At 38.8% G+C, this 24,713-nt stretch carries 26 protein-coding genes; 1 reads left to right on the top strand and 25 read right to left on the bottom strand.

What is annotated here, in order from left to right:
* Nucleotides 1-61 precede the first annotated feature (61 nt).
* From folP to xerC, 15 genes are all read right to left on the bottom strand, one after another.
* Nucleotides 62-1,126 carry a dihydropteroate synthase gene (gene folP / locus JOD28_RS01655; RefSeq protein ID WP_204769178.1) on the bottom strand — a complete coding sequence of 355 codons (1,065 nt, stop codon included), beginning with the start codon at nucleotides 1,124-1,126 and terminating at the stop codon, nucleotides 62-64.
* Nucleotides 1,116-1,715: a non-canonical purine NTP pyrophosphatase gene (locus JOD28_RS01650; protein ID WP_204769177.1), complete on the bottom strand. Its 600-nt coding sequence runs from the start codon at nucleotides 1,713-1,715 to the stop codon at nucleotides 1,116-1,118. The genes folP and JOD28_RS01650 overlap by 11 nt, the downstream gene beginning before the upstream one ends.
* Nucleotides 1,708-2,979, bottom strand: a complete 1,272-nt coding sequence (locus JOD28_RS01645; protein ID WP_204769176.1) for a bifunctional folylpolyglutamate synthase/dihydrofolate synthase — start codon at nucleotides 2,977-2,979, stop codon at nucleotides 1,708-1,710. The genes JOD28_RS01650 and JOD28_RS01645 overlap by 8 nt, the downstream gene beginning before the upstream one ends.
* 4 nt (nucleotides 2,980-2,983) lie before the next feature.
* Nucleotides 2,984-3,559 (bottom strand): GTP cyclohydrolase I FolE, encoded by a 576-nt coding sequence (gene folE, locus JOD28_RS01640; RefSeq protein ID WP_204769175.1) that lies wholly within the window; start codon nucleotides 3,557-3,559, stop codon nucleotides 2,984-2,986.
* Entirely contained in the window at nucleotides 3,546-4,046 is a 501-nt protein-coding gene (gene folK, locus JOD28_RS01635) for a 2-amino-4-hydroxy-6-hydroxymethyldihydropteridine diphosphokinase (protein WP_204769174.1), read from the bottom strand. Before folK ends, folE begins: the two co-directional genes overlap by 14 nt.
* The gene (gene folB, locus JOD28_RS01630) at nucleotides 4,046-4,432 is read right to left on the bottom strand and encodes a dihydroneopterin aldolase (protein ID WP_204769173.1); all 387 of its coding nucleotides are present in this window, start codon (nucleotides 4,430-4,432) and stop codon (nucleotides 4,046-4,048) included. Before folB ends, folK begins: the two co-directional genes overlap by 1 nt.
* 138 nt (nucleotides 4,433-4,570) lie before the next feature.
* Entirely contained in the window at nucleotides 4,571-5,143 is a 573-nt protein-coding gene (locus tag JOD28_RS01625) for an anthranilate synthase component II (RefSeq protein WP_204769172.1), read from the bottom strand.
* Nucleotides 5,140-6,513, bottom strand: coding sequence for an anthranilate synthase component I (gene trpE, locus JOD28_RS01620; protein WP_204769171.1), 1,374 nt, complete (start codon nucleotides 6,511-6,513; stop codon nucleotides 5,140-5,142). Before trpE ends, JOD28_RS01625 begins: the two co-directional genes overlap by 4 nt.
* A gap of 85 nt (nucleotides 6,514-6,598) precedes the next feature.
* Complete coding sequence (gene trpA, locus JOD28_RS01615) at nucleotides 6,599-7,366, bottom strand: tryptophan synthase subunit alpha (RefSeq protein WP_204769170.1); 768 nt, start codon at nucleotides 7,364-7,366, stop codon at nucleotides 6,599-6,601.
* Between the two features lie 29 nt (nucleotides 7,367-7,395).
* The gene (locus JOD28_RS01610) at nucleotides 7,396-7,992 is read right to left on the bottom strand and encodes a phosphoribosylanthranilate isomerase (RefSeq protein ID WP_204769169.1); all 597 of its coding nucleotides are present in this window, start codon (nucleotides 7,990-7,992) and stop codon (nucleotides 7,396-7,398) included.
* Nucleotides 7,985-8,779 carry an indole-3-glycerol phosphate synthase TrpC gene (gene trpC / locus JOD28_RS01605; RefSeq protein ID WP_204769168.1) on the bottom strand — a complete coding sequence of 265 codons (795 nt, stop codon included), beginning with the start codon at nucleotides 8,777-8,779 and terminating at the stop codon, nucleotides 7,985-7,987. The genes JOD28_RS01610 and trpC overlap by 8 nt, the downstream gene beginning before the upstream one ends.
* Entirely contained in the window at nucleotides 8,776-9,801 is a 1,026-nt protein-coding gene (gene trpD, locus JOD28_RS01600) for an anthranilate phosphoribosyltransferase (RefSeq protein ID WP_204769167.1), read from the bottom strand. Before trpD ends, trpC begins: the two co-directional genes overlap by 4 nt.
* Entirely contained in the window at nucleotides 9,794-10,981 is a 1,188-nt protein-coding gene (trpB, locus tag JOD28_RS01595; RefSeq protein ID WP_204769166.1) for a tryptophan synthase subunit beta, read from the bottom strand. Before trpB ends, trpD begins: the two co-directional genes overlap by 8 nt.
* 409 nt (nucleotides 10,982-11,390) lie before the next feature.
* Nucleotides 11,391-12,269, bottom strand: a complete 879-nt coding sequence (locus JOD28_RS01590) for an aldose 1-epimerase family protein (RefSeq protein ID WP_204769165.1) — start codon at nucleotides 12,267-12,269, stop codon at nucleotides 11,391-11,393.
* A 53-nt stretch (nucleotides 12,270-12,322) separates the two neighbouring features.
* A complete protein-coding gene (gene xerC, locus JOD28_RS01585; protein ID WP_204769164.1) occupies nucleotides 12,323-13,237 on the bottom strand; it encodes a tyrosine recombinase XerC in 915 nt (304 codons plus the stop codon).
* A 160-nt stretch (nucleotides 13,238-13,397) separates the two neighbouring features.
* Between xerC and JOD28_RS01580 the strand changes: the two genes are divergently transcribed.
* The gene (locus tag JOD28_RS01580; RefSeq protein ID WP_204769163.1) at nucleotides 13,398-13,838 is read left to right on the top strand and encodes a hypothetical protein; all 441 of its coding nucleotides are present in this window, start codon (nucleotides 13,398-13,400) and stop codon (nucleotides 13,836-13,838) included.
* Nucleotides 13,839-13,914: 76 nt separating this feature from the next.
* Here JOD28_RS01580 and JOD28_RS01575 read toward each other — a convergent pair whose 3' ends face one another.
* The 10 genes from JOD28_RS01575 to lepA all read right to left on the bottom strand — a co-directional run bounded on the left by JOD28_RS01575 (nucleotide 13,915) and on the right by lepA (nucleotide 24,544).
* Nucleotides 13,915-15,258 carry a PFL family protein gene (locus tag JOD28_RS01575; protein WP_204769162.1) on the bottom strand — a complete coding sequence of 448 codons (1,344 nt, stop codon included), beginning with the start codon at nucleotides 15,256-15,258 and terminating at the stop codon, nucleotides 13,915-13,917.
* 90 nt (nucleotides 15,259-15,348) lie between these two features.
* Nucleotides 15,349-15,621: an ACT domain-containing protein gene (locus JOD28_RS01570; RefSeq protein ID WP_204769161.1), complete on the bottom strand. Its 273-nt coding sequence runs from the start codon at nucleotides 15,619-15,621 to the stop codon at nucleotides 15,349-15,351.
* Between the two features lie 72 nt (nucleotides 15,622-15,693).
* Complete coding sequence (locus JOD28_RS01565) at nucleotides 15,694-16,854, bottom strand: hydroxymethylglutaryl-CoA synthase (protein WP_204769160.1); 1,161 nt, start codon at nucleotides 16,852-16,854, stop codon at nucleotides 15,694-15,696.
* 81 nt (nucleotides 16,855-16,935) lie between these two features.
* Entirely contained in the window at nucleotides 16,936-18,558 is a 1,623-nt protein-coding gene (locus JOD28_RS01560; protein ID WP_204769159.1) for an ABC-F family ATP-binding cassette domain-containing protein, read from the bottom strand.
* Nucleotides 18,559-18,708: 150 nt separating this feature from the next.
* A complete protein-coding gene (locus JOD28_RS01555; RefSeq protein ID WP_204769158.1) occupies nucleotides 18,709-19,146 on the bottom strand; it encodes a hypothetical protein in 438 nt (145 codons plus the stop codon).
* A 66-nt stretch (nucleotides 19,147-19,212) separates the two neighbouring features.
* Nucleotides 19,213-19,956 (bottom strand): RsmE family RNA methyltransferase, encoded by a 744-nt coding sequence (locus JOD28_RS01550; RefSeq protein WP_204769157.1) that lies wholly within the window; start codon nucleotides 19,954-19,956, stop codon nucleotides 19,213-19,215.
* Between the two features lie 3 nt (nucleotides 19,957-19,959).
* Nucleotides 19,960-20,835 (bottom strand): 50S ribosomal protein L11 methyltransferase, encoded by an 876-nt coding sequence (gene prmA, locus JOD28_RS01545; RefSeq protein WP_204769156.1) that lies wholly within the window; start codon nucleotides 20,833-20,835, stop codon nucleotides 19,960-19,962.
* Nucleotides 20,832-21,902: a zinc-binding alcohol dehydrogenase family protein gene (locus JOD28_RS01540; RefSeq protein WP_204769155.1), complete on the bottom strand. Its 1,071-nt coding sequence runs from the start codon at nucleotides 21,900-21,902 to the stop codon at nucleotides 20,832-20,834. Before JOD28_RS01540 ends, prmA begins: the two co-directional genes overlap by 4 nt.
* A gap of 10 nt (nucleotides 21,903-21,912) precedes the next feature.
* Nucleotides 21,913-22,707, bottom strand: coding sequence for a GTP-binding protein LepA (locus JOD28_RS01535; RefSeq protein WP_204769154.1), 795 nt, complete (start codon nucleotides 22,705-22,707; stop codon nucleotides 21,913-21,915).
* Complete coding sequence (lepA, locus tag JOD28_RS01530; protein WP_239531024.1) at nucleotides 22,691-24,544, bottom strand: translation elongation factor 4; 1,854 nt, start codon at nucleotides 24,542-24,544, stop codon at nucleotides 22,691-22,693. Before lepA ends, JOD28_RS01535 begins: the two co-directional genes overlap by 17 nt.
* Nucleotides 24,545-24,713: the final 169 nt, after the last annotated feature.

The raw sequence follows: 24,713 nt of genomic DNA, 5'->3' as shown, positions 1-24,713 counted from the left end.
TATTATAACGTAGTTTCGAAATAAGTGCAATATTTTTTCTATATATTTAATTTACCAGGCGCTAAGACGTTAAAAAGCTGCCTGAAATGGCTTGAACCACTTGGACCATTTGCTTGGCTGATTGTACATCGTGAACACGCAATATACGTGCACCACGACGAAACATTTCGTTTGCAGCAATTAATGATACATCAGCTCGCTTATTTTTTGGCAAATCAAGTAAGAATTTAGCCCAGCCTTTATTAGCTACCGCTGTCATAATTGGTCTTCTAAAATCTTGTAAATGCGCAATTGTATTCATCATAGCCAAATCCTGATGACCGTTTGAATTTTTTGCATAGCCAACACCGGGATCAAGTGCAATACGCTCTCTATCAATGCCATATGCTGTTAACGCTGTTAAATTTTCTGCAAACCAATCATGCATCTCTTGTTGTAAATGGGTCACTGCTTGCGTACGCGGATTCCACATTGTCAACAGTCCAACTTGTTTGTTTGCTAAAAACGGACCCTTGCGTTCATCATCCAGAAAGCCATTAACATCATTAATAATATTCACACCTAATGCAACAGCCATGACCATGACTTCATATTTATAGGTATCAACCGCGACAATTGCTTCAGGAAAACGTTGTTTGATGCCCTTAATAACTGGTGAAATACGATTTATTTCTTCAGTCGCTGTTAATTCAACATACCCTGGTTTTGTGGTTTGACCACCAATTTCGATAACATCAGCGCCCAGTGTCAACATTTCACCGGCACGTGACACCATTGTATCTACTTTTTTTGAAACTAACTCACCATTATAAAAAGACTCTGGGCTGACATTTAGCACCCCATAAATCACACCCGATACATCATGCAACGTATGTGAACCCACCTGCCAAACATAGTCATTTTGCGATAGCCACTGATGTAAAGCATAGCTATCGCTACGTTTTTGTAAAGCTACTGCTGCACCGCGTGTAAGCCAATAGTTTGACTCTAACTTAACAGCACCTAGTTCAGATAAAGTTACAGCAAATTGCAGTGTCACCTGATCAAATTTCAGTAATACCCCTTCACCACGTGATTGCATAGCAAACAAAACAGCATTGTTTGGTGTTTTAATGTCAATCATCATGGTTCAACTCCTGCAATAATTTTTTTGCTGCACGACCACGGTGAGAATATATAATGCGTTCAGGCATTAACATTTCCGCAAATGTTTTACCATTTTCGGCTTCAAATAATCGATCAAACCCTATTGAATAGTCTCCCCGATCACTTCGAGCCAGTGCTACACCACCACGACCAGTACTTGAAATGACATCGCCTGTGGGTGTCACCAATACCAGTAATGCTTCTAAGTAGGCATGACGATCCATAGTTGGCGTATACAAATTCAACAAATACTCATTTTCTTCATGTATTGACGTTAAACCAAGCGCCTTTAATTCACGTGCTGTCGTTAGCCCAAAACGTTCGGGAAAAGCTGCAAAATAAGCACCAGTATCGTCGGCTAATATGTTTTCATTTGGCAAAAACTGTTGGATAAATTGCGCCTTGCCTAACGCATTAGCATACTGGTCCAACGTTGTCTCGGCTGGAAATTTTTTGGTATCGATTAATTCACGGTAATTTACAACTAGCATACCAAACGCTTTGAAAACGCTTTGGATTTCACGCGTTTTAGCTGAATTATTAGATGCCATAACTAGTCTTTTAATCATTTAAACCTCCCACTGCTCGTAATGTATAAAAAGATCCCGCCACAATAATATATTGATTTTGTTGTCGTAATTGCTTAGCTATGTCTAACGCATTTTCAGGATTAATAACTGTCACTGGCATCGTTATCTGCCGTTCACGAATCGTGGTAGCTAAATCATCTGCAGATAAGGCGCGTGGGTTTTCTGGTGTGACACTTATGACTTGTGACACCATTGGTAGCAACAAGTCTATCATATGACGATAATTTTTATCCTTTAAAACACCTAATATCAGCAATGGTTTAACCGTCAAACGCCAATCATTTAAAGTATCAATTAATGCATGTACAGCATCAATATTATGTGCACCATCCCATAATATACGTTGCATATGATTGACCTGCATACGCCCAATTAAATGCGTTCGTGCTAAACCAATTTGTCGTGTTTTAGATGCAAACGCGACTGAAAAATGCTGCTCTAAGACTGAAAGAATTTGCCACACCACACTAAGATTTCTTGCTTGAAACCTACCTAGTAGTCCTAATGAATAGCTATCACCATCAATCTTGACTCGTAGTCCATGAGTCGTATTATCTTCTACTTGAACATCAATCTGTTGCTCAAACCACGTTGCACCAATTTTCTCAGCTTGAGTTTTTAAAATCAAGCCAACATTTTCTGGTTGATATAAATCACTAACAATAGCTGCCCCAGTTGTCATGAGGCCAGCTTTATTCTGTGCAATATCTTGAATTGTTGCACCTAAAATATTTTGATGATCTAAACCAATTTCTGTATAAGCTATAATCGTCGATGATGTTAACATATGCGTGGCATCATGTAAGCCACCCAAACCAGCTTCAACAATTGCATACTGAACACCATGCGCATGAAACACTAACAAGGCAACCAATGTCCAAACTTCAAAATAAGACAACGCATTATCACTTAACCCATGAGCTCTCAAAACATATTGCAATGTCTCGTAAGCTTTCACCCAATCGTTTTCAGATACAAATGACCCGTTAAGCCAAATTTGTTCACGATCATCAAAAACTGCAGGACTAGCAAAATGTCCCACAGAATCATGATTTGCAAGCAAAATTTCGCGCAACATCGTGCCAGTTGATCCTTTCCCATTTGTACCAGCAATTTGGATGACACGCATAGTTGTTTCAGGGCTACCTATCCACGACAAAACCTGCCTTAAAAATGTGACACGATTTGGTTCAAAAACGCGCCAACTTTTATCTAATTGTTGTTGTATTTCTTGATATGTCATGGATTTAGTGTTTGTTTACACGGTGTGCAAAACTTTCCTTTAAAAATGTGTCTGTCTGTAATAGACCACGATAAATCGCTGTGTTAGTTTGCGTGCCTGGTTGATTAATACCGCGCATTTCCATGCACATATGCCTAGCCGTCACATTTACTGCTACACCTTTTGGCGCAACAATGCGAGTCATTTCACTGGCAATCAGATGCGTTAAATTTTCTTGGACATTGGGCCGGCGACTAGCCCATTCAATCAATCGTGGTATTTTACTTAAACCAATAATTTGACCATCAGGTACATAGGCCACATCTACTGTGCCAAAAAAAGGCAATAAATGGTGTTCACACATAGAATAAAACGGTATGCTTTCAACAATGACCATATCAGCGTCATTTGTAGTGTTGAATAATTTAAAATCATTAAATTGCATCTCGCCGGTATGTGCAAAAATTTCAGATTGCGCTTTGACAACGCGTGCGGGCGTCTCAATTACCCCTTCACGATTTTTGTCATCACCAATTGCTCGTAACAAGTTGGTCACACCTTGCATTAAAATTGTTGTTTCTTCATCGTTAAATATTGTCATTTTCTACTCTCACGTTAGCCACAGCACGAATCCAATTTGTATCCGCCGTATGCGCTAATAAATTTTCAATTTCGTAGCGCCGATCATCTGACACGACATCTAACAAAGGTGTCAACACAAACCGCCGATTTGCCATTTCACGATGTGGAACGGTCAAAGTGTCATCTGACCACATATCATCCCCGAATAATAAGATATCAATGTCAATGGTACGTGGTCCCCAATGAATTTTACGCACACGTTTTAAATGAGATTCAATTTCATGTAGCCGTGTTAATAATTCGGGCGCTGATAATTCGGTGTCAATACGCACAGCCAAATTATAAAAATCATCCTGAACCACACCACCCACTGGTTGTGTCTCGTAAACGTTTGACACATCAGTGATGTCTATTCCCTTAGTTTTCTGTAATAAAGTCACTGCCTGTTGCAGGTTAGCCAGGCGATCACCAATATTAGCACCCAAACTTAAATAAGCCACAGTCATTATTGGTGCTCCCATAATTCTAAATCGTTTGGTGTCCCGCTCACACTAATAACAAATGGATCATAGATACCCGGTAGCGGAATATAGAGTTTATGCACCGAAACATCAATACGTGTGACTTGTTGAAACTGATTCAATAATTTGACTAACAAACTTTGTGCCAAACTTTCAATTAATTTAAATTGCCGCGTTGTGACTAATTTTTCAACAGTTTCATAAACATCAACATAAGAAACAGTTGTCTCCAAATCGTCATCTTTTACAGCCGTTTCAATTGGATAATGAATGGTAACATCTACTGAAATCTGCTGTCCTAATTCATTTTCTGCCTTTAGCACACCATTATACGTATAAAACCGCATGTTAGGTAATTTTATTGTTCCCATCGTTCGCCTCCCTGAAAAGTACTTTCCTTATTTTACCACGCTAAATCCTAACAACCAAACACATAAATGCAACATCTTCTAGCCAAATTTTGGTGATATAAAAAAGATTCAACTCATGTTGAATCATCCGTTACCAAATTAATTACTTGTTTGTGTCAGCGCCGCAAATTTTCTAATCATTTCAGCACCTTCTGGTGTGCCAATCGATTCTGGATGAAACTGCAGGCCAAAAACTGGTAACCATCTATGCTGCATGGCCATCACTTCATGATCGTCAGCAGATTGACCTGTAATAACAAACTCCTTGGGTAGTCGATCTGCTTTAACAATAAGCGAATGGTAACGCATAATGTCAGTTTTCGGTGTTGTAAACAAAGCCGACGGTGCCGTTGTCAGCATTGTTGAAACCTTACCATGACGGATAGTTGTCGCATGAGTAACGGTTCCACCAAATACTTCACCTATCGCTTGGTGTCCTAAACAAATGCCCAATAGTGGCTTTTTGTCATAATATCGCCTAATCATGTTTTCTAATTCGCCTGCTTCATCCGATCGACCAGGACCAGGCGAGAATATAATGCCATCTGCTTGGTCAGCGACGGTATAGAGTGATTTGTCATCATTACGCAAAACCTTTAAATCTGTTAGTTCGCCGATTATTTGAGCTAAATTATATGTGAAGGAATCATAATTATCAACTAATAGTATCATGCATGACCTCCTAAATTAAGTAACGCTTTGGCTTTATTAATTGTTTCTTGATATTCATTTTCTGGCTCTGAGTCAAAAACAATACCAGCGCCGGCTTGTACATATCCTTTATGATTTTTAACAACCATTGTACGAATTGCAATAGCAAAATCCATTTGGTCATCTTGTGATAAATAACCAATTGCACCAGCATAAACGCTACGCTTGACTGGCTCCATTTCGTAAATACGTTGTAATGCCCGCACTTTAGGCGCACCACTAACTGTGCCAGCTGGTAAAGTTGCCTTCAAAGCGGCAATCGCTGATAGTTCTGGTCGCAATTGACCGGCCACCTCGGAGACTAAATGCATGACGTAACGATATTTTTGAATATCTAGTAACGTTGTGACATGCACACTCCCATATTCAGAAATTTTACCCAAGTCATTACGACCAAGATCAACAAGCATCGTATGCTCGGCTACTTCTTTTTCATTATGCAACAACTCTGCTGCTATTTTTTCATCTTCTTGCGCTGTTTCACCTCTTTTCCGCGTACCAGCAATTGGGTTCGTTGTGACAACACCCTGACGAACAGTAACTAAACTTTCGGGGGATGAACCAACAAGCTGCACGTCTCCCAAGTCCATGTAATACATATAAGGTGAGGGATTTGTGCGACGTAATTGTCGATAAAAATCAAAAGGGTCATCGTTAAAATCAAAGCTAAAGCGTTGTGATGGTACCATTTGAAACACGTCACCTGCGCTAATTAATTGTTTAATACGATTAACCATCGTCGTAAATGCCGTTACCGTCATATTGGACTTTGGTTCAAATGTTGGCAACACCCGCTCAACCAATTCAGCATCAACTTGTTGTCGCAACCGACTTTCAATTTCAGCAATTACTGCATGTAATTGTGTTTGATGACGATGTGAGTAAACATTATCCGCAACAATCGTTAATGTTTCTTTTTGATGGTCAAAAATAATAAATGTTTCGTATAGAAACATATGTATATCGGGCATATTTAAGTCGTCAAATGGTGTTTTACCGATATTTTCGTATGCTGCTATGGCATCAAAACCAACATAACCAATCGCACCACCTTGAAAAGGCAAGTACTGATTAGTCGGTGAATTAGTCACGACCAAATCACTCAAAGTTTGTAATGGATCATTTGATTGCGATAGCGTGCCGTCAATACTAATATTTTTACCCGTTGCTTTAAATTCATGAACTGGTTCTAAGCCTAAAATCGAATAACGTGATTTTTCCTGTGACGTTGGCACAGATTCTAGCAGTACTGTATGTTCGCCACGCAAACGTAAGTACGCGCTAATCACACTAATTGTGTCAGCGTTTAATTTCTTTGTTTCATATGTCATATTTTTTTGAGTGTACTGCGCCATATACGATGCAGTACATCCTCCCCGATTTATTTGTGATTCATAACGATTATGCTTAATATAATCACCACGCTGCTTTCATATCTTTAACAAATGTTGTTAGATATCGTTCAGCATCAAAGGGATGTGCGGCAATGATCTTAACAATAGCCGAGCCAACAATTACCGCCTGCGCATTGCTAAACTGTGAGACTTGATCCGGCTGACTAACGCCAAACCCAACGGCTGTCGGCACATCAGTCAACTGATTAATTTGTGTAATCAATTCATAAGCATCAGTTGATAAATTTTGTCGTGTTCCAGTAATGCCAAGAGAGCTGACAACATAAACAAATCCAGATGCATGCTTGACAATATCTGGTATTCGATTTCCTGATTTTAAAGTGACTAATTGAATAAATGAACGCTGATATTTTTCAGCAAGTGCGACAAATTCTGCCTGCTCTTCTAATGGCAAATCCGGCATAATAATACCTTGAACCTCATATTCTTTCATCTTGGCTAAGAATGCTTCATATCCATAGGTAAACACAGGATTCGTATACGTTAAGAAGACTAGCGGTACCTGAGTCCGCTGACGCACTTTTTCAACTAATTCAAATACTTTTCGAGTTGTTGAACCAGCTGCAGTAGCACGCAAATCAGCCTTCATAATTGTTTCGCCATCCGCAGATGGATCTGAAAAAGCAATCCCAATTTCCACAACATCTGCTCCTGCTTCTGCAAGTGCCACAATATAGTCAGCACTTTTATCAAAATTAGGATCCCCAGCAACAACAAAACTAATAAATCCTTTGCCGTGTTTCAAAACTGTTTCTATTTTTTCGACCATTATTTACCTTCCAATCGATAATACATACCTTAATTCGGATTATGGTGTGCTATATCTACTAATTTTTGCATTTTTGCTAAATCTTTAATCCCTGATACTTCATCACCACTTGATATATCTACCCATTCCGGCTGTGCTTGCGTGATCGCTTCTTGCAAATTAATCGGTGTTAATCCTCCGGCCAGTATTATTGGTGTGCGGCGTAGTGGCTTAGGTGGGACGATTTCCCAATCAAATGGCTCGCCAGAACCAGTACCGTGATCTAATAAAAGGTAATCTGCCGTTGTAGGAGCCAGTGCCTGTTCGGGTTTTACGACTTGTATAACGGGTACATTTTTTTCACGTAGAATGGTCACTTCTAATTCTGATTCATCACCATGAAGCTGTACGCCTTGTATCAAACCGCTTGTAAACAAAGTCAATACGTCCGCAATGTTTTGATTCATAAAAACACCATATAAAGGAATATGCTCATCTAATCGCTCACGTATTTTGAGTGCTGTCATGAGATTGACTGTCCGCCGATACCCTGGTGCCAAAATAATGCCTGCCATATCTGGTTGCACTTGATTTAACAAATCAGCATCATCGACTCGAAAATTACCACATAGCTTGATTTTAGTCATCATTTCCTCCTGTTAAAATTTTAAACATATCAATTTTATCTTTTGCCTTCATGAAAGCTTCACCAACTAAAATACCATTCACGCCAATGGCTTCAAGTAACGCAACATCTTCACGTGTTTGAATGCCAGACTCAGACACAGTACTGACGTCTTCAGGAATCAACGCACGTAAACGTGCTGTATTTTTAAAATCCACCGTAAAATCTTTAAGGTTACGATTATTAATGCCAATGATGCGTGCTTTTGCAGCAATAGCACGTTTAATTTCTGAAGCAGTATGTGCTTCAACAATGGCTGATAACCCTAGTTGATCAGCTAGATGAAGATACTGACTTAATTGCACGTCATCTAAAATAGCTACAATTAATAAAACAGCAGATGTTCCGGCAACTTTGGCTTCATAAATCATATAGGGATCAATTGTGAAATCTTTGCGTAGTACAGGGTTATCAATTGATTTTACAACTGATTTCAAAATATCTAGCGACCCTTTGAAATAAGTTTCTTCTGTTAACACGCTGACTAAATCAACCCTCGCTGCTTCATACTGGCGAGCAATTGACATATAATCAAATTGGTTAACTGGTATAATTTGACCTTTTGATGGGGAAGCTTGTTTAATTTCTGCTATAACAGAAATTTTCGGTTGATGTAAGGCCTCTTCAAAAGGAAAATTGATCTGAACAGGCATTTGACCTGCTTTTGCTTTTAAATCTGACAAAGACACGTCGAGCTGCCTTTTCAACATATTGTCACGCGTAGCACGCACTAATTCGTCTAAAATCATGTGCTAACCGCCTGAGTTGCTTGTTGGAGTGCAACTAATTGTTGATAAGCTTTTCCGCTAGACAAAATGTCACGAGCTAGTCTAATGTTTTGATCTAAATCTGGTCGAACGTTTGCAGCAAACAAAGCCATAGCGGCATTTAATATCACTGTATCAGTCTTAAATCCAACAAGATCACCACTTAAAATTTGCCGAGTTATTTCAGCATTCTCTACAGCAGTCCCACCACTTAAAGATTCTGACGGTGCGTAATGAAAGCCATAAGCTAGTGGGTCAAACTCTGACGACGTAATTTGTTGATTGCGTAACATGACAATATCAGTTTTCCCAGTTAAAGTCACTTCATCCAAACCATCTTGTCCATGAACAAGAATGGCGCGTTGAACACCTAATTCTGATAAGACATGAGCTAATGGTACAAGTAAATGTTTAGAATAGACACCTAATAACATTGTTTGTGGTCGAGTTGGATTTGTCAGAGGTCCCAACACATTAAAGACCGTTCTCACACCCAAAGCTGTACGAATTGGCCCAACAATTTTCATTGCTGGATGAAAGGCGCGTGCAAACAAAAAGGTTTGTCCAGTTTGATGTAGTACTTGCGTGGCTTGTTCTGCTGTCAAAGCGATTTTAACACCTAACGCTTCCAATACATCGGCTGTCCCCGATTTTGAGCTGGCTGCACGATTACCATGTTTAGCAACAGGTACACCAGCTGCAGCCACAATGAAACTGGCAGTTGTCGAAATATTAAACGTATTTGCCATATCACCCCCTGTACCAACAATATCCATTGCGTTAGGCTCTGGTGCCAGACTGATTGCATGGTTAATCATCGCTCTTGCAGATCCTACAATTTCTGGTACAGACTCATTTTTGACTGCCAAACCCATTAAATATGCTGCAATTTCAGGATCTGATATCTGATTAGCCATAATATCGTTCATCACATTTTCAGCCATTTCAACAGACAAATCTTGACGTAACGATAATAAATTTAAAGCTTTACTCATATTACTCATTAATTTCAACTCCTTTGTATCGTGCGATGGCGGCAACATCTTTATCACCACGACCACTTAAATTGACCATGATTTGCTGATCTGGTCGCATGTTTGGTGCTATTTTCATTGCATAGGCCACCGCATGTGAACTCTCAATTGCTGCTATAATGCCCTCTGTGCGTGCAATATACTCAAATGCCTGCACTGCCTCATCATCTGTAATAGGCACATATTGCGCACGCTTGATATCAGCTAAATAGGCGTGTTCCGGTCCAATCCCTGGATAATCAAGCCCAGCTGAGATACTATAAACTGGATCAATTTGTCCGTCTGAGGACTGTAAAAATTTGGACTTCATACCATGAAAGATTCCTTGAGTACCATTAGTGATAGTTGCAGCAGTTTGTGTTGTATGAATTCCCTTACCAGCTGCCTCCACACCAATTAATGCAACATCTTGATCTGAAATGAATTTGCTAAAAGCACCAATCGCATTTGAACCACCACCAACTGCGGCAATAACAGCATCTGGTAATTTACCAGTTTGACTTAGAAATTGCTCACGAGCCTCTTCACTAATAATCGATTGAAAGTACTTCACCATTTCGGGAAAAGGATAAGGCCCAACTGCTGATCCCAAAACATAGAAAGTGTCATCAATGCGTTTAGTCCATTCTTGAAAAGTCGCATTGACAGCATCTTTTAAAACCATTGTGCCTGTATCCACCGCGTGAACTTTAGCACCTAATAGTTTCATCCGATAGACATTCAGCGCTTGGCGATCTGTATCTTCCTTCCCCATGAAAATTTCCGCTTCCATACCAAACAGTGCAGCCGCCGTTGCCGTCGCAACACCATGTTGTCCAGCACCAGTCTCAGCTATTAATCGTGATTTCCCCATTCTTTTTGCGATTAATGCTTGCCCTAAAACATTATTAATTTTATGTGCACCTGTATGATTGAGGTCCTCGCGTTTAAAATATATTTGCGCGCCGCCAAGCTCTTTAGACATATTTTTAGCATGATATAGTAACGATGGTCGGTTAGCGTAATTATCGAATAAATCTTTTAATTCGCTTTTAAAATCGGCATCATCTTTATAGTGGTTAAATGCATCGGCAACATCATTAACAGTTGGCATTAACAGTTCAGGAATAAATTGCCCACCATATTCACCATAATATCCTTTTTTTGTCATCATATTCTCCTTTTAATCATTTCAAAGCAAATAAAAAATCCGTCCTGAAAATATTTGCTTTTGCAATATTTTCAGGACGGATTTTCCGCGGTGCCACCTGATTTCGAGAGATCGAATAACACTAAAAAAGTAAGACTCGTCGACTCGCTCCTCCACAGTTTGCTAACACAAACCTGACAACTGACGTATGTCACACGTTCAAGCCTACTTGCAGTAACTGCTTTCAACTGACCCTCGATGGTCCATTTGCCAACCTGCGTTCGACCTGGCTCTCAGTATCCCAGATTCTCTGTGCGTGCACGATTAGTTTGATCTCCATCTCATTAGTTTAATTGGACGATTAAATTGTTAAACTTATATTAGAACTAAATAAGTGTTTTGTCAACACTTTTATTTATAACTACACATTTTAGAAAAATTGTAAGCTGTAAGTACCGTTGAATGTATCCCCAGCAGCTAATACATTAACACCAAATTTCTCTTTAAAATTACCTGTTGAATCAACAGTATCAGCAATGCCCCACCAAGGCTCTAATGCGATGAATGGTGCTTCTTTTCCTGCCGGTGTCCAAATTCCCAAGAACTGTGCGTTATCTAAAGTCATGCGTAGACCGTGCTGATTAGCTAAACGCGCTAACAAAAATGATGTTTTTTGACGATCTAATTTAAGAATAATCGCATCATCATGATAATCTTCCTGACGCAAACGTAGTGGAATATTAGCATTAAACGGTGTTGGCACATTTGGATTTGAGTAAGGGCCTGTCAAACGGACACGATCATACATTTTTTCTGGTTCAATCGACACATAATAGTCGGAAAACTTACCGCCATCAAGTGGTAAATTAAACGCTGGATGTCCACCAACACTAAAGAACAAGGATTTCTCAGTATCAGTATTTTTAACAATGTAAGCAATTTTAAGTTCATTGTTGTCTGTCAAATCATAGCGTATATCTAACTGAAATTTGAAAGGATACACACGCATCGTTGAATCCGTATCATGAATACGAAAAACAACATGCCTATCGCTTTGTTCGATGACTTCAAAAATAGTATTTCGAGCGAAACCATGTTGATTCATAAAATAGGTTTCACCTGCCACTTTATATTGATCGCCACGGAGACGACCAACAATTGGAAATAGATTTGATGCATGTCTACCCCAATATTTAGGATCACCAATCCAAATATATTCTAACTCAGCTTGTTTGTGCCAAACGCTTGTAAGCTCGGCGCCTTCTTCATTAATTGCAATTTTTAAATTGTTATTTTCAAGTTTAATCATAATACCTATATTCTACCAAATTTTAAAGGATAAATGTTATCAATGTTAAGCGTTTACAGCTTTTTTTTGGCACGTGGGAAAAAATTTTGATAATTTTTTTGCAGATTTTCACGCGTCACGTGCGTATACATCTGAGTTGTCGACAAATTCACGTGACCCAATAGTTCTTGAACGGTTCGCATGTCTGCACCATTATTGAGCAAGTGTGTCGCAAATGTATGCCGCAACATATGTGGATGTATTTTCCCAGTCAGTTCTGAACGTTGCATCAGCTGATTTAAAATATATGTTATACCAGCTGCTGTAATTGGTTCACCGCGATGATTGACAAAGACAATCTGATGCGGCGTAAGTTGCTTAGCAGTTAAATCCGCTCGTGTCTCTTTTAAATATTGCGTCAGAGCTTGTGCAGCAAAATGACCAAACGGTACGTATCTATCCTTATTTCCTTTACCATGAATCAATACTAAACGTTGCGAAAAATCTAATTGGGAAATCGTGAGTGTCGCGATTTCAGTGACTCGTGCACCCGTTGCATACAAAAACTCCAGTAAAGCAGCATTTCGTTGCCAAAGCTTATCCTCTTGATTATATGCCATGTCAAACAAAGTTGTCATTTCTGTTTCGTAGAAAAATTCTGGCAAGTGATTTTGATGCTTACGCAAGGCAATATTTTCAAAGGGATTATCAATCACAAACTGATTAGCAATCATAAATTGATAAAACATCCGCAAGCTACTAATTTTTCGCGAAATTGTTGTACGAGCTAAATGACGTTCGTACAAATCATTTAAATATACGCGAACATCAAGCGACTGTACTGCTTTAAAATTTGTAAATCCACCATTTTGAGTTAAAAAACTGATAAATTCATCAATATCTGACAAATAAGCCTTCAACGTCAATGGTGAATATTGACGTTCTGAAGCTAGATAGATACGATACAATTTTTGCTCTTTTGTTATCATAATTCTATTATACGCGCTCATTTCCATCTGACAAAAATTAAGAAGACTTTAATTTAGTTATGATCAGGCAAACATGCACACAAACATAACATTTTCAGATATGATATAAAGTAGAAGACTAACTAGAAGTGTTAACTTAAAGTCATAAAGGAGTAAGATTATGAAAATTCCTGTACAAACCCCATTAGAACAAATACACAATAACTTGTCATTATTACGAGGTAAAGCATTACACGCCATTGCGACTTTTCGTACAAATATTTTAACAAACCGTGATGCACATGATACAAAGCCTGCACAGTTTAAAATGTCTGATACACGTGAAATTGCGATTGTACCTTACGAATCATCTGCTAAAGCAGTTGATTACGACAGCTTTGCTTACGCGCTAGAATCAGCAATGACAGAGAGCCTTCCTGATGACGAGCGACTAAGCTTATCAGGTCATGTAAGAAACTTTTTTTATCACCCAGCACGTGTTGTTGCTGCGCTTATTATTGTTATTTTAATTGGTTATATTGCCATCATGGCTGGTCAGGCAACCTCTAATAATCGTCAACCGATTGAACAATCAAAATATCAAAAACAAATTAAGAATTAAAAAAACCTCAGTGAATGACAGGTACTCGGAAGTTACTTTAACTTTCGGTACACATCAGAAAAACCTGAGGTTTTTTTTAATTCTTAAATGAATGAATAGGTGCCGGAATATGACCACCTCGATTGATAAAATCAGCACTTGATTTTTGAACAACTGGCATCACCGGTGCAGTCCCCAATAAGCCACCGTAGTCTACGATGTCGCCAACTTTTGTTCCATTGGTTGGTAAAATCCTTACTGCAGTTGTTTTATTATTTTGCACACCAATAGCTGCTTCATCAGCAATCATGGCAGCAATCGTTGTCGCATCCGTTTCTCCAGGAATTGCGATCATATCAAGACCAACAGAACAAACCGCTGTCATTGCCTCTAACTTAGCCAATGATAATACGCCAGCTTTAACAGCATCAATCATGCCAGCATCCTCGGAAACTGGAATAAATGCACCTGACAAGCCGCCAACACGTTGTGATGCCATTACACCACCTTTTTTAACAGCATCATTTAGCAACATCAGTGCTGCCGTTGTCCCATGTGTACCAACCATTTCAAGGCCAATTTCTTCTAAGACTTCGGCAACTGAATCGCCACGAGCAGGCGTTGGTGCTAGACTTAAGTCGACAATACCAAATTCAACACCCAAACGTTCAGCAGCCAACGACCCAACCATTTGACCAACGCGTGTAATTTTGAAAGCCGTTTTCTTAACTGTTTCGGCAACAATTTGAATGGGTTCGCCCTTGACCTTTTCAAGTGCGCGTTTAACAACACCAGGACCAGAAACGCCGACGTTAATAACGACATCTGCCTCACTAACACCATGAAAAGCGCCAGCCATAAAGGGATTGTCCTCTACTGCATTTGCAAACACAACTAATTTTGCATTCGCAGTGTCTGATTTGTCAGTAATCGCTTTTATCGTTTCGCCCATTAATTTAATTGCATCTAAATTAATACCTGCTTTTGTCGAACCGATATTGATGCTTGACATCACAAGATCAGTTTCTGTTAAAACACGTGGCAATGATTTAATGAGCGACAAATCGCCATTTGCAAATCCTTTTTGGACAAGTGCCGAATAGCCCCCTATAAAATCAACACCGACTGCCTTTGCTGCATCATCTAACGCATGGGCATAATATAACATATCATCAGGGCTGGCTTTTCCAGCAATCAAAGCAATAGGCGTCACACTAATGCGTTTATTAGTAATTGGAATGCCAAATTCACGTTCTATTTGTTGCGCCACTTTAACTAAATCCTTAGCATAAGTGGTAATCTTTTGATAAATATTTTTAGCCGTCTCCTGTGGGGTGCCAGCTATTGTATCGAGCAGTGAAATTCCCATCGTAACAGTGCGAATATCCAAATGCTCTTCGGCAACCATATTGATTGTTTCAGTTATTTGATTGGTTTCCATAATTTCTCCAGTTTTTATTTGTCTAACACAAACGCCATAGTATCAACGATAATAAAAATATAGCATGGCTTTTTAATGCACGCAGGTTAGTCAAACGCGACTCATTGCATCAAAGATTTCTTCACGTTGCGTGTGAATTTCAACGTTTAATTGCTTTCCTAGATGATTTAAATCGTTTTGCAACTTATTAAATTCTTCGTCCAATTTTTCCAAATTAACTAGCATACTCATTGTGAAAATATCAGACATGATTGTCTGTGACACGTCCAGAATGTTAATATCATGCTCGGCTAATGTACGAGATACACCAGCAATAATCCCTGGTTTGTCTTTTCCGATAACTGTTACAACTGCTTTGGCCATTTTTTTCCTCTTTAAAAGTTATTTAAATATTATACAATAGATAGCATCGAAGTGCCATTATTTTTTCAGCATCTATTGATAGAGACGCTCGCCATCTTGCCATCCTAAAAATTGAAATGTCTTGCTTCTAGTAATGGCATCGGTTTTTGTGTCGATGTGTGAATTAAAGTGTTGTGCCTTGAAAAATACCTCATACTCACCAACACTAAGCGTCTGACGCTTCAACAACATATCTTGTGTTAATTTAGCCGGTACATAATTCTCAAAACCAGGTTGGAGTGTCACTGAGTAAAGTTCTGCCTCAGCGCCTGATCCATAACTAAAGATAGCTAATTTTTCACCAGCCTTTAAGTTTGCGGCATGACTGAGCAGTGACAATAGGCTTAGATAAACTGACCCTGTATATAGATTGCCAACTTCCCGACTAAACCTTTGACTAGCTGTTAAATTTAGTGCTAAACGTTGTTGTTGTTGCGCTGTTGCCTCCGACATAATCTGGTCTAGCGCTTTTTTACCCATTTTCGTATAGGGTAAGTGGAAAGCAAATCCCGCAAACTGATTGATTTGGAGATGATTTTGCTGTTTATAACGTTGCCACAACAATAAAAACATTTCTTTATAAATAGCTGTCGACAGATGACCATCAACTAAAGCTTCTTCACGATCAATCGGACGCCAAAAATCAGATACCTGTCGACTCATATAAACTGAATCGTTATTAATTGATGCAATCTTTGGATTTTCTGATACAATCATAGCCACTGCACCAGCGCCTTGAGTCACTTCACCAGATGTTTCTAATCCGTAACGTGCAATATCAGATGCGATGACTAGGACACGTCTGCCTGGATGCGTCGCAACGTAATCACGTGCCTGCATTAAAGCATAGGTACCAGCATAGCACGCTTGCTTCACTTCAATCGTTCGAATGAATTCAGATAATTGTAATAATTGTTGAATATATAACGCACCTGATTTAGAATTATCAATACCCGATTCTGTTGCAAAGATAACTTCATCAATCGCATCACGGTCCTCATGGGTTATGATTTTAGCAGCGGCATTGGCACCCATTGTCACAACATCTTCAAAATTAGGTACAACTGCCTGATGATCTTGCCCGATACCAATTGTATATTTGTCCGGCTCATCTCCACGTGCTTTAGCTAGTGCCACAAGGTCAAGTACATAATTAGGTGTGTAAAAGGCTATTTTATCAATACCAATTGTCATGATTACATTTCTCCTCTGCGTTTATTATACCATGCAAAAAAGCGTCCTTAGACGCCCCCTTAATTGGTATCGTAAAAAATATTAATAAAGTTCTTTCACTTTTTCTTGAATACTTTCAGTTGAAATAAATTCATCATAGCTTGTATCCACGCGATCCACAGCACCTTTAGCAGATACCTCAATCACATGGTTAGCTGTCGTTCCTAGGAACTCGTGATCGTGTGATGTCATCACAATACCACCTTTAAAGTTCACAACTGCATCATTTAACGATTGGATTGACTCAAGATCTAAATGATTAGTAGGATCATCCATCAATAAAACATTGGCTTTTAACAACATCATTTTAGCCAAAGTAATACGTACTTTTTCGCCACCAGATAATACTTTGATTTGTTTCAAAGAGTCATCTCCACGGAACAAAAGCTGCCCTAACATACCACGCAAACTTGTATTATCTTTTTGTTCCTCTTCAGCAAAATCACGCAACCAATCTAAAATTGTTGCCTCTTGGTTTTCAAAGTTATCATTTAAATCTTTAGCAATGTAAGATTGTGATGTTGTAACGCCCCAACTTACTGTCCCCGTATCTGGGGTCAAAGTGCCAGCAATAATTTGCATCAAAGTTGTCGTGGCGAGGTCAGAACGAGACAAAATTGCAATTTTATCACCTGGACGGCCAATAAACGAAATGTTATCCAATACTTTTTCACCATCAATTGATTTTGAAACATTTTCAACACGAAGCATATCATTTCCCATATCGCGATTCAAAGGGAAATTAATAAACGGATACTTTCGTGAAGAAGGTTTAATATCATCTAGTGTGATTTTATCGAGCTGCTTCTTACGAGCCGTTGCCTGTTTTGACTTTGATGCATTGGCTGAAAAACGTGCAACGAATTCTTGTAATTGTTTAATCTGTTCTTCTTTTTTAGAATTTTGTTGTGAAGCCAGACGTTGTGCTAATTCAGACGACTCACGCCAAAAATCGTAATTACCAACAAACGGTGTAATCTTGCCAAAATCAACATCCAAAATGTTAGTTGACACAGCATTTAAGAAGTGACGATCATGCGACACAACAATCACGAGGTTAGGAAAGTCTGCCAAGAAATCTTCAAGCCAATTAATTGTTTGCACATCAAGCCCGTTTGTTGGTTCGTCTAATACCAAGATATCGGGGTTACCAAATAATGCTTGTGCCAACAATACCTTGACTTTATCGTTTTCGGTTAATTCACCCATAACCGTATCTTGCATGGTATCTGGTATACCTAATTTGCTCAACAATTGTCCCGCTTCAACTTCAGCGTTCCAACCATCAAGTTCTTCAAATTCTGCACCTAGATCCGCCACGCGTACGCCATCTTCATCACTAAAGTCTGGCTTAGCATAGATAGCGTCCATTTCTGTTTTAACTTCATACAAACGTTTATGACCTTGAACAACAGTATCCAATACTGTAAAGGCATCAAAAGCAAAATGATCTTGTTGTAACGATGACAGGCGTTCACCATCACCAATTGCAATAACGCCTTCCGTTGGCTGTAACTCGCCTTGCAATAATTTTAAAAAGGTTGATTTACCTGCACCATTGGCGCCAATAATGCCATAGGTATTACCAGGTGTCAACTTCAAGTTAACATCTTGATATAATTTAGGTCCAGCAAAGCTGAAACTCATTTCTGAAACTGTGATCAATTAATTTTCCTCCATTTTAAGAACACGTGGTGCTTAAAAGCCGATAAATGTATATTCATGTAAAAATACCTCTTATAATTATAACAGAAAAAGCGCGAATCATCGCGCATTTCATAATAATATCATAGTCATTCTATGGTGCGCTTTCACCTAAGACCGAAACCCGCCATCTACTGATACAGGGAAATCTTTGTCAACAGGTGTTTCCGCAACATGAAATCCATTTTCAACCGGAATAAGGTTTTCATCTGGGTCGTCACGTGTATCACCAAAGAAGGTGAACAAACTTAAGACAACGTATAATAGACCGAAATACACGCCATATTGTGTTGGTACGAGATTCAGCCATAATGTGGTTACAATAGAAAAGATAATTGGTACAAGAAAAAGTATCAATAGTGAGTAGCCACGTTTACGAACTTCATATCCGATATAAAGCGTGTAAATACTATTAATAATAAGATATAGCCAAATCACTTGATTAATTTCTCGCCAACCCAATTGTTTGCCAACAAATGGTAAGACTAGTCCAAGAAGGAGCGCTATGAGCCATTGATACCCATAATATTTTTTAAAAGCTTTTTTCATAAACAACCACCCTTTAAAGTCAAACTTTGGATATAATCACAAATTATCTCATTAATTTATTATAAACTATTCATTTAATTCACGCAAGACGCTAATTGCTGACAAAACGTAAAGCGGCGCTGTTTCTGCACGCAAAATGCGTGGGCCTAATCCGGCTGCTTGATAGCCATTCTCAATTAATAAATCAATTTCTGATGACGTTAGGCCACCTTCAGGACCTAACAAAATATGAACAGACGCCGCCTTAGGTAGCTGATTTATAACTTTAACCAATGTTGCAACCTCGCCATGCCGCGCAGATTCTTCCCAAGCAACAATACCAGCTTGTTTAGGTAAATGAACGACTTCTCTCCAGGGTAAAAAATCAATCATTGGCACCATTAATCGATGCGATTGTTCTGCAGCTGCTTGAGCAATTTTTTGTAAACGCATGGCTTTTTTTGATTGTTGCTTTTGCCAATCCGCTACAGTACGCGCCATATTAGTAAAAATAATTCGGTTAACGCCAAGTTCCGTTGCTTTCTGAACAAACCAATCTGATCGATCATTTTTAAGCGGTGACACAATCATCGTAACCTCGATAGGCAATTCAACTTCACTATTCAAGTGCGATACAACCGCTAAGGTCATTGTTTCCGAATCAATGGCTATCACCTGACCAACCACAACCTGTTTTGTACGACTCACAAACTCTGCTTGCGAACCGACGCGTGCGCGGAGAACTTTACCAAAGTGTTTAAAAACGTCTTGATCATGTGTTAAAACAATCTGGTCATCATTGATCGCTTGTTTTAAAAAATAACGTTGCATAAATTAATACTCCTCAAGTTGTGCTATATAACTATGCCACTCACCCATTTGTGATTTTTGGATAATCTTATAACCATGAGTATGCAACTGAGACTCAATATGTTCTGCAATCGCATCATAAATACCCGAAACCAAGAAATAACCCTTTGGTTTAAGTAATGGTACTGTTTGTGGGATTAAACGTTCAATCACATCTGCTAAAATATTAGCGACTATGAGGTCAACAGGTTGCGTGTGAACATCTACCAAAAGATCGCTCGTGACAACTAAAACATCCTCAGCCACAGGATTGAGCAACAAGTTTTCTTTTGCCACATGCACTGACATTTCGTCAATATCTGTTGCAATGACGGAAGCAACGCCCAAATGCTTGGCAACAACTGCTAAAACACCCGATCCTGTACCGACGTCAATCACTGATTCACCACCACGAACAACTGTTTCTAATGCTTGAACCATCAACTGAGTTGTTTCATGTGTCCCTGTGCCAAAAGCTAATTTAGGATCCATTATAACTGGCTTTTCTTCTGATTGTTGTGGTATAAACTCTTCCCAAGAAGGCACAACTGTGATATAACGCGTCACACGTTGGGCATGATAATACTGCTTCCAGTTATCTTCCCAATCTGCTTGAACAACACCATTGAGTGAAATTGTTGCTGGAGAAGCATCAATACCAAATTGTGGTAACTGGTCCAAAGCTGTTGCAATATATGAGACGGTCTTTGGTAAATTAGCATCATCCTCATAATATGCGATAACAGACACATTATCCGAGTCGTCCACTTGAACCCCTTCTGCACCTGCTCTTAAAAGAATATCAGAAACGGCTTCGATAGCCTCATTTTTTGTCGCTACGTTTAAAGCTTGCCAATTCATATCAAAACCTCATGTGTCATAACAACCTTGCCAATTGTATGCCCTGTTTCGACTTCTTGCGTTGCGTGCTTGAGACTTTCAACTGTTAAGCCGTTATAAGTTTTCTTCAAGGTTGAATGAATAATCCCACGGTCTAATAGTTCAGCAATTTCGTTAAGCGCATTGCCTTGTGCTGCCATATCAACACCATAATTGCCTTTAGCGAACATAAACACCCAACTAAACTGTGCCCCAATATTTTTTAACGGTGCCATATCAATCGGTTCATTGGTTTCAACAATAGAAGCAATTCGACCAAAGGGGCTAATTGTGTCCAATACTAATGGCCAGTAGGCATTGGTATTTTGCAATATTGCAATATAATCAACCTTATCTTGTTTAATTTGTTTCAATTGATCATGTAAATCTTGATGATAATCTAAAATATAATCTGCGCCTAATGATTTAACCCATGTAACAGATTCAAGACGTGACGCGGTTGTAATCACAGTCATACCCAAATACTTGGCTAATTGTATTAACGTCGATCCGACACCGCCAGCACCATTTATAATCAAAATGGTTTTACCAACACCAACGTTTTCGATTAAGTCAAAACCAAAAGCATCATGTAAAATTTCAAAAGCTGTAATTGCAGTTAAGGGCATTGCGGCAGACTCCGCAACGCTAAGATTAATTGGAGCAAGACCAACAAGTAGTTCATTAACAACTTGATAATTCGCATGCGACCCTTGCTTAATTTGAACACCGGCATAGTAAACTTTGTCATCAATTGAAAATTTCGTGACATCTTCACCAATAGCTACGACTTCACCAACGGCATCAAATCCTAGAACACGAAATTGTCCCTCATTTTGATAATTTTCACGCATTTTTGTATCAACTGGATTAATACCGCTTGCCACAACCTTTACTAGTATTTCATGAGAACCTGGCTTTGGTCGGGGTATTTTTTTTTCAATAAAAACGTTTGGATCATCAATGGTTAGTGCCTGTTCAAAACCAATAGCGTGCATTTTGTTATGACCAAATGGCCAATGATTTTTTATTTTATCAAAAAATGACATACTTGCTCTCCTATTCTGCCAGACCGGTGTTCAACACACTATTTAATGTTTCTTTTGTCACTTGATAACGACCATTAAGAAAATGGCTAGTATATAATAACTTTATTTCACCATTTTTTTGAGGTGACGTTGGTAATTTCTTCCCGACAACTTTCTCCCAATTTGATGCTACTAAGGCGTATTCAACCAATCGTAACTGTGATTCATTCAAATTGGCTATTTCGTCAGTATTTTTTTTGAGTTCTTGGTTGACAACAGTTTGTACACGTCTTTGTGCATTAACCAAATTAATAGGTGTCACTGTATAATTCACCTTAACATTGTGGTATTTATCAAAAGACAATTTAGTAATTTGATAATCCCGATCTTGTTGCAGTGTTGTCATATATCGTTTCGATAACGCTGACATGACCACCTGTTTCTCATATGATTTACCTGAAAAAGTAGCATAATTAGCCACTTTTTCACTCGTTTTAAATGCCTGTCGAATACTGTCAATCATCTCTTTTTGCCAAGCTTCAGATGATAAAGGCACAATATCGTTAGAACCATGATTTGCCATTTGCCCTGTTAAACCAAAATCCAACGTCACTTCTGCATCTTTTTTTGCCATTTTAACACGCGCTTTTTGTGTCACACCATCGTAGTTAAAACCAATTGTCATAATCGCAAAACCAACAATGCAAAAAAGCATGACAAACGATAAATACATCATCGTTTTGGTACGCTTTGTCATCTGATGTTTTTGCATTTCCAAATGGCGATTTACACGAGAGCTTTTAGGCGTATTAGTTTCCTCGGGCATATTGGGTGTCATCCTCCGTCTTCAATACTGCCATGAAAGCCTCTTGAGGTACTTCAACTGTACCCACCGATTTCATACGTGCCTTACCACGTTTTTGCTTATCCAATAATTTGGCACGACGATCAGGGTCACCCGTGTGAATTTTAGCCGTCACATCTTTACGATACGCCTTGATATTTGTACGTGCCAAAATTTTAGCACCAATAGCCGCTTGCACAGGGATTTCAAAGTTTTGACGTGGAATTATTTCTTTCAATTTTGAGGCAATAATGCGACCGCGTTCTATTGAAAAGTCGCGGTGCACAATAAAACTCAACGCATCGACTTTTTCAGAATTTAACAAAATGTCAATCTTGACTAAATCAGACTGACGATATCCTGAAATTTCATAATCTAAAGAAGCATATCCTCTCGTACTTGATTTTAATTTATCAAAAAAGTTAAAAATAATTTCAGACAAAGGTATTTGGTATTTAACGTTGACACGTGTCTCATCTAAGTATTCCATTGTATCAAATTCACCACGTTTGCGTTGAGCTAATTCCATTACCGCACCAACGTAATCATTTGGCACCATAATTTGGGCATCGACATAAGGTTCTTCAATATATTTAATCTTTGAGGCTTCAGGCATTTCAGATGGATTTTCAATTTCAACTAGCTCGTCATCATTAGTCATAACATGATAAGTAACCGATGGCGCAGTAGTGACCAAATCCAAATCAAACTCCCGCTCCAACCTTTCTTGAACAACATCCATATGTAATAAGCCGAGGAAACCAACACGGTAGCCAAATCCCAATGCCTGTGATGTTTCTGGTTCAAATGTTAACGCTGCATCATTTAATTGCAGCTTTTCTAATGCTTCACGTAAATCAGTATATTTAGCATTATCCGAAGGATATAGACCGGAATAAACCATTGGTGTCATTGGCTTATAGCCTGATAAAGGCTCACTAGCCGGGTTATTAACCAACGTAATCGTGTCACCCGAGTGTGTTGTATGAATATCCTTAATGGCTGCTGTGAGATAGCCCACGTCACCGGCCATTAAGTAGTCACGTTTTTGAGCAATCGGTGACATGACACCAACTTCATTCACTTCATACTCAGCACCAGTATTCATCATCTTAATTTTATCACCTGGTCTCACGATGCCTTCACGTACCCGCATGTTAACCACAACACCACGATAAGCATCATAGGCCGAATCAAAAATTAATGCCCGTAATGGCGCTTCTAAATCACCAGTTGGTGCTGGTAAATCTGTTACAATTCTTTCGAGTAATTCAGGAATACCAATCCCTTTTTTGGCTGATGCTAGTACCGCTTCTGATGCATCAATGCCAATAACATCTTCAATTTCTGCACGTACTTTTTCTGCATCCGCTGCAGGTAAATCAATTTTATTAATCACTGGTAATATTTCTAAATCATTGTCCAATGCCAGGTATACATTAGCAAGTGTTTGCGCTTCGACACCTTGTGCCGCATCCACAACTAAAATAGCGCCTTCAGCAGCCGCTAATGAACGTGACACTTCATAAGAAAAATCAACGTGCCCTGGTGTGTCAATCAAATGAAAAATATAGGTTTCGCCATCTTGTGCATCATAATGCACTTCAACGGCGTTAAGTTTAATTGTAATACCCCGTTCACGTTCTAAATCCATTGTATCTAACAATTGATTTTGCATATCACGTTCAGCAACCGTGTGCGTCTGTTCTAAAATCCGATCTGCAATGGTTGATTTGCCATGATCGATGTGGGCCACGATTGAAAAATTACGAATGTGTTTTTGCCGTTCTTTAAGTTGTTCTAGATTTATCTCTGTCATTTTTTTATCACGCAAAAATGCGTATACTTTCAATTATTCTGTCTAGTCTATTTTATCATGAATATACATAAAAAAGCGTGATCTAAGTCATTTATGACATTAAATCACGCAAAATTACTGTGTTGTATACTCTGTTATTTTAACTCATATCTAAAACAACATGTCATCT

It is taken from the genome of Leuconostoc rapi (assembly GCF_016908715.1).
GTDB lineage: Bacteria > Bacillota > Bacilli > Lactobacillales > Lactobacillaceae > Leuconostoc > Leuconostoc rapi.
This window is presented reverse-complemented; position numbering and strand designations above follow the sequence as displayed.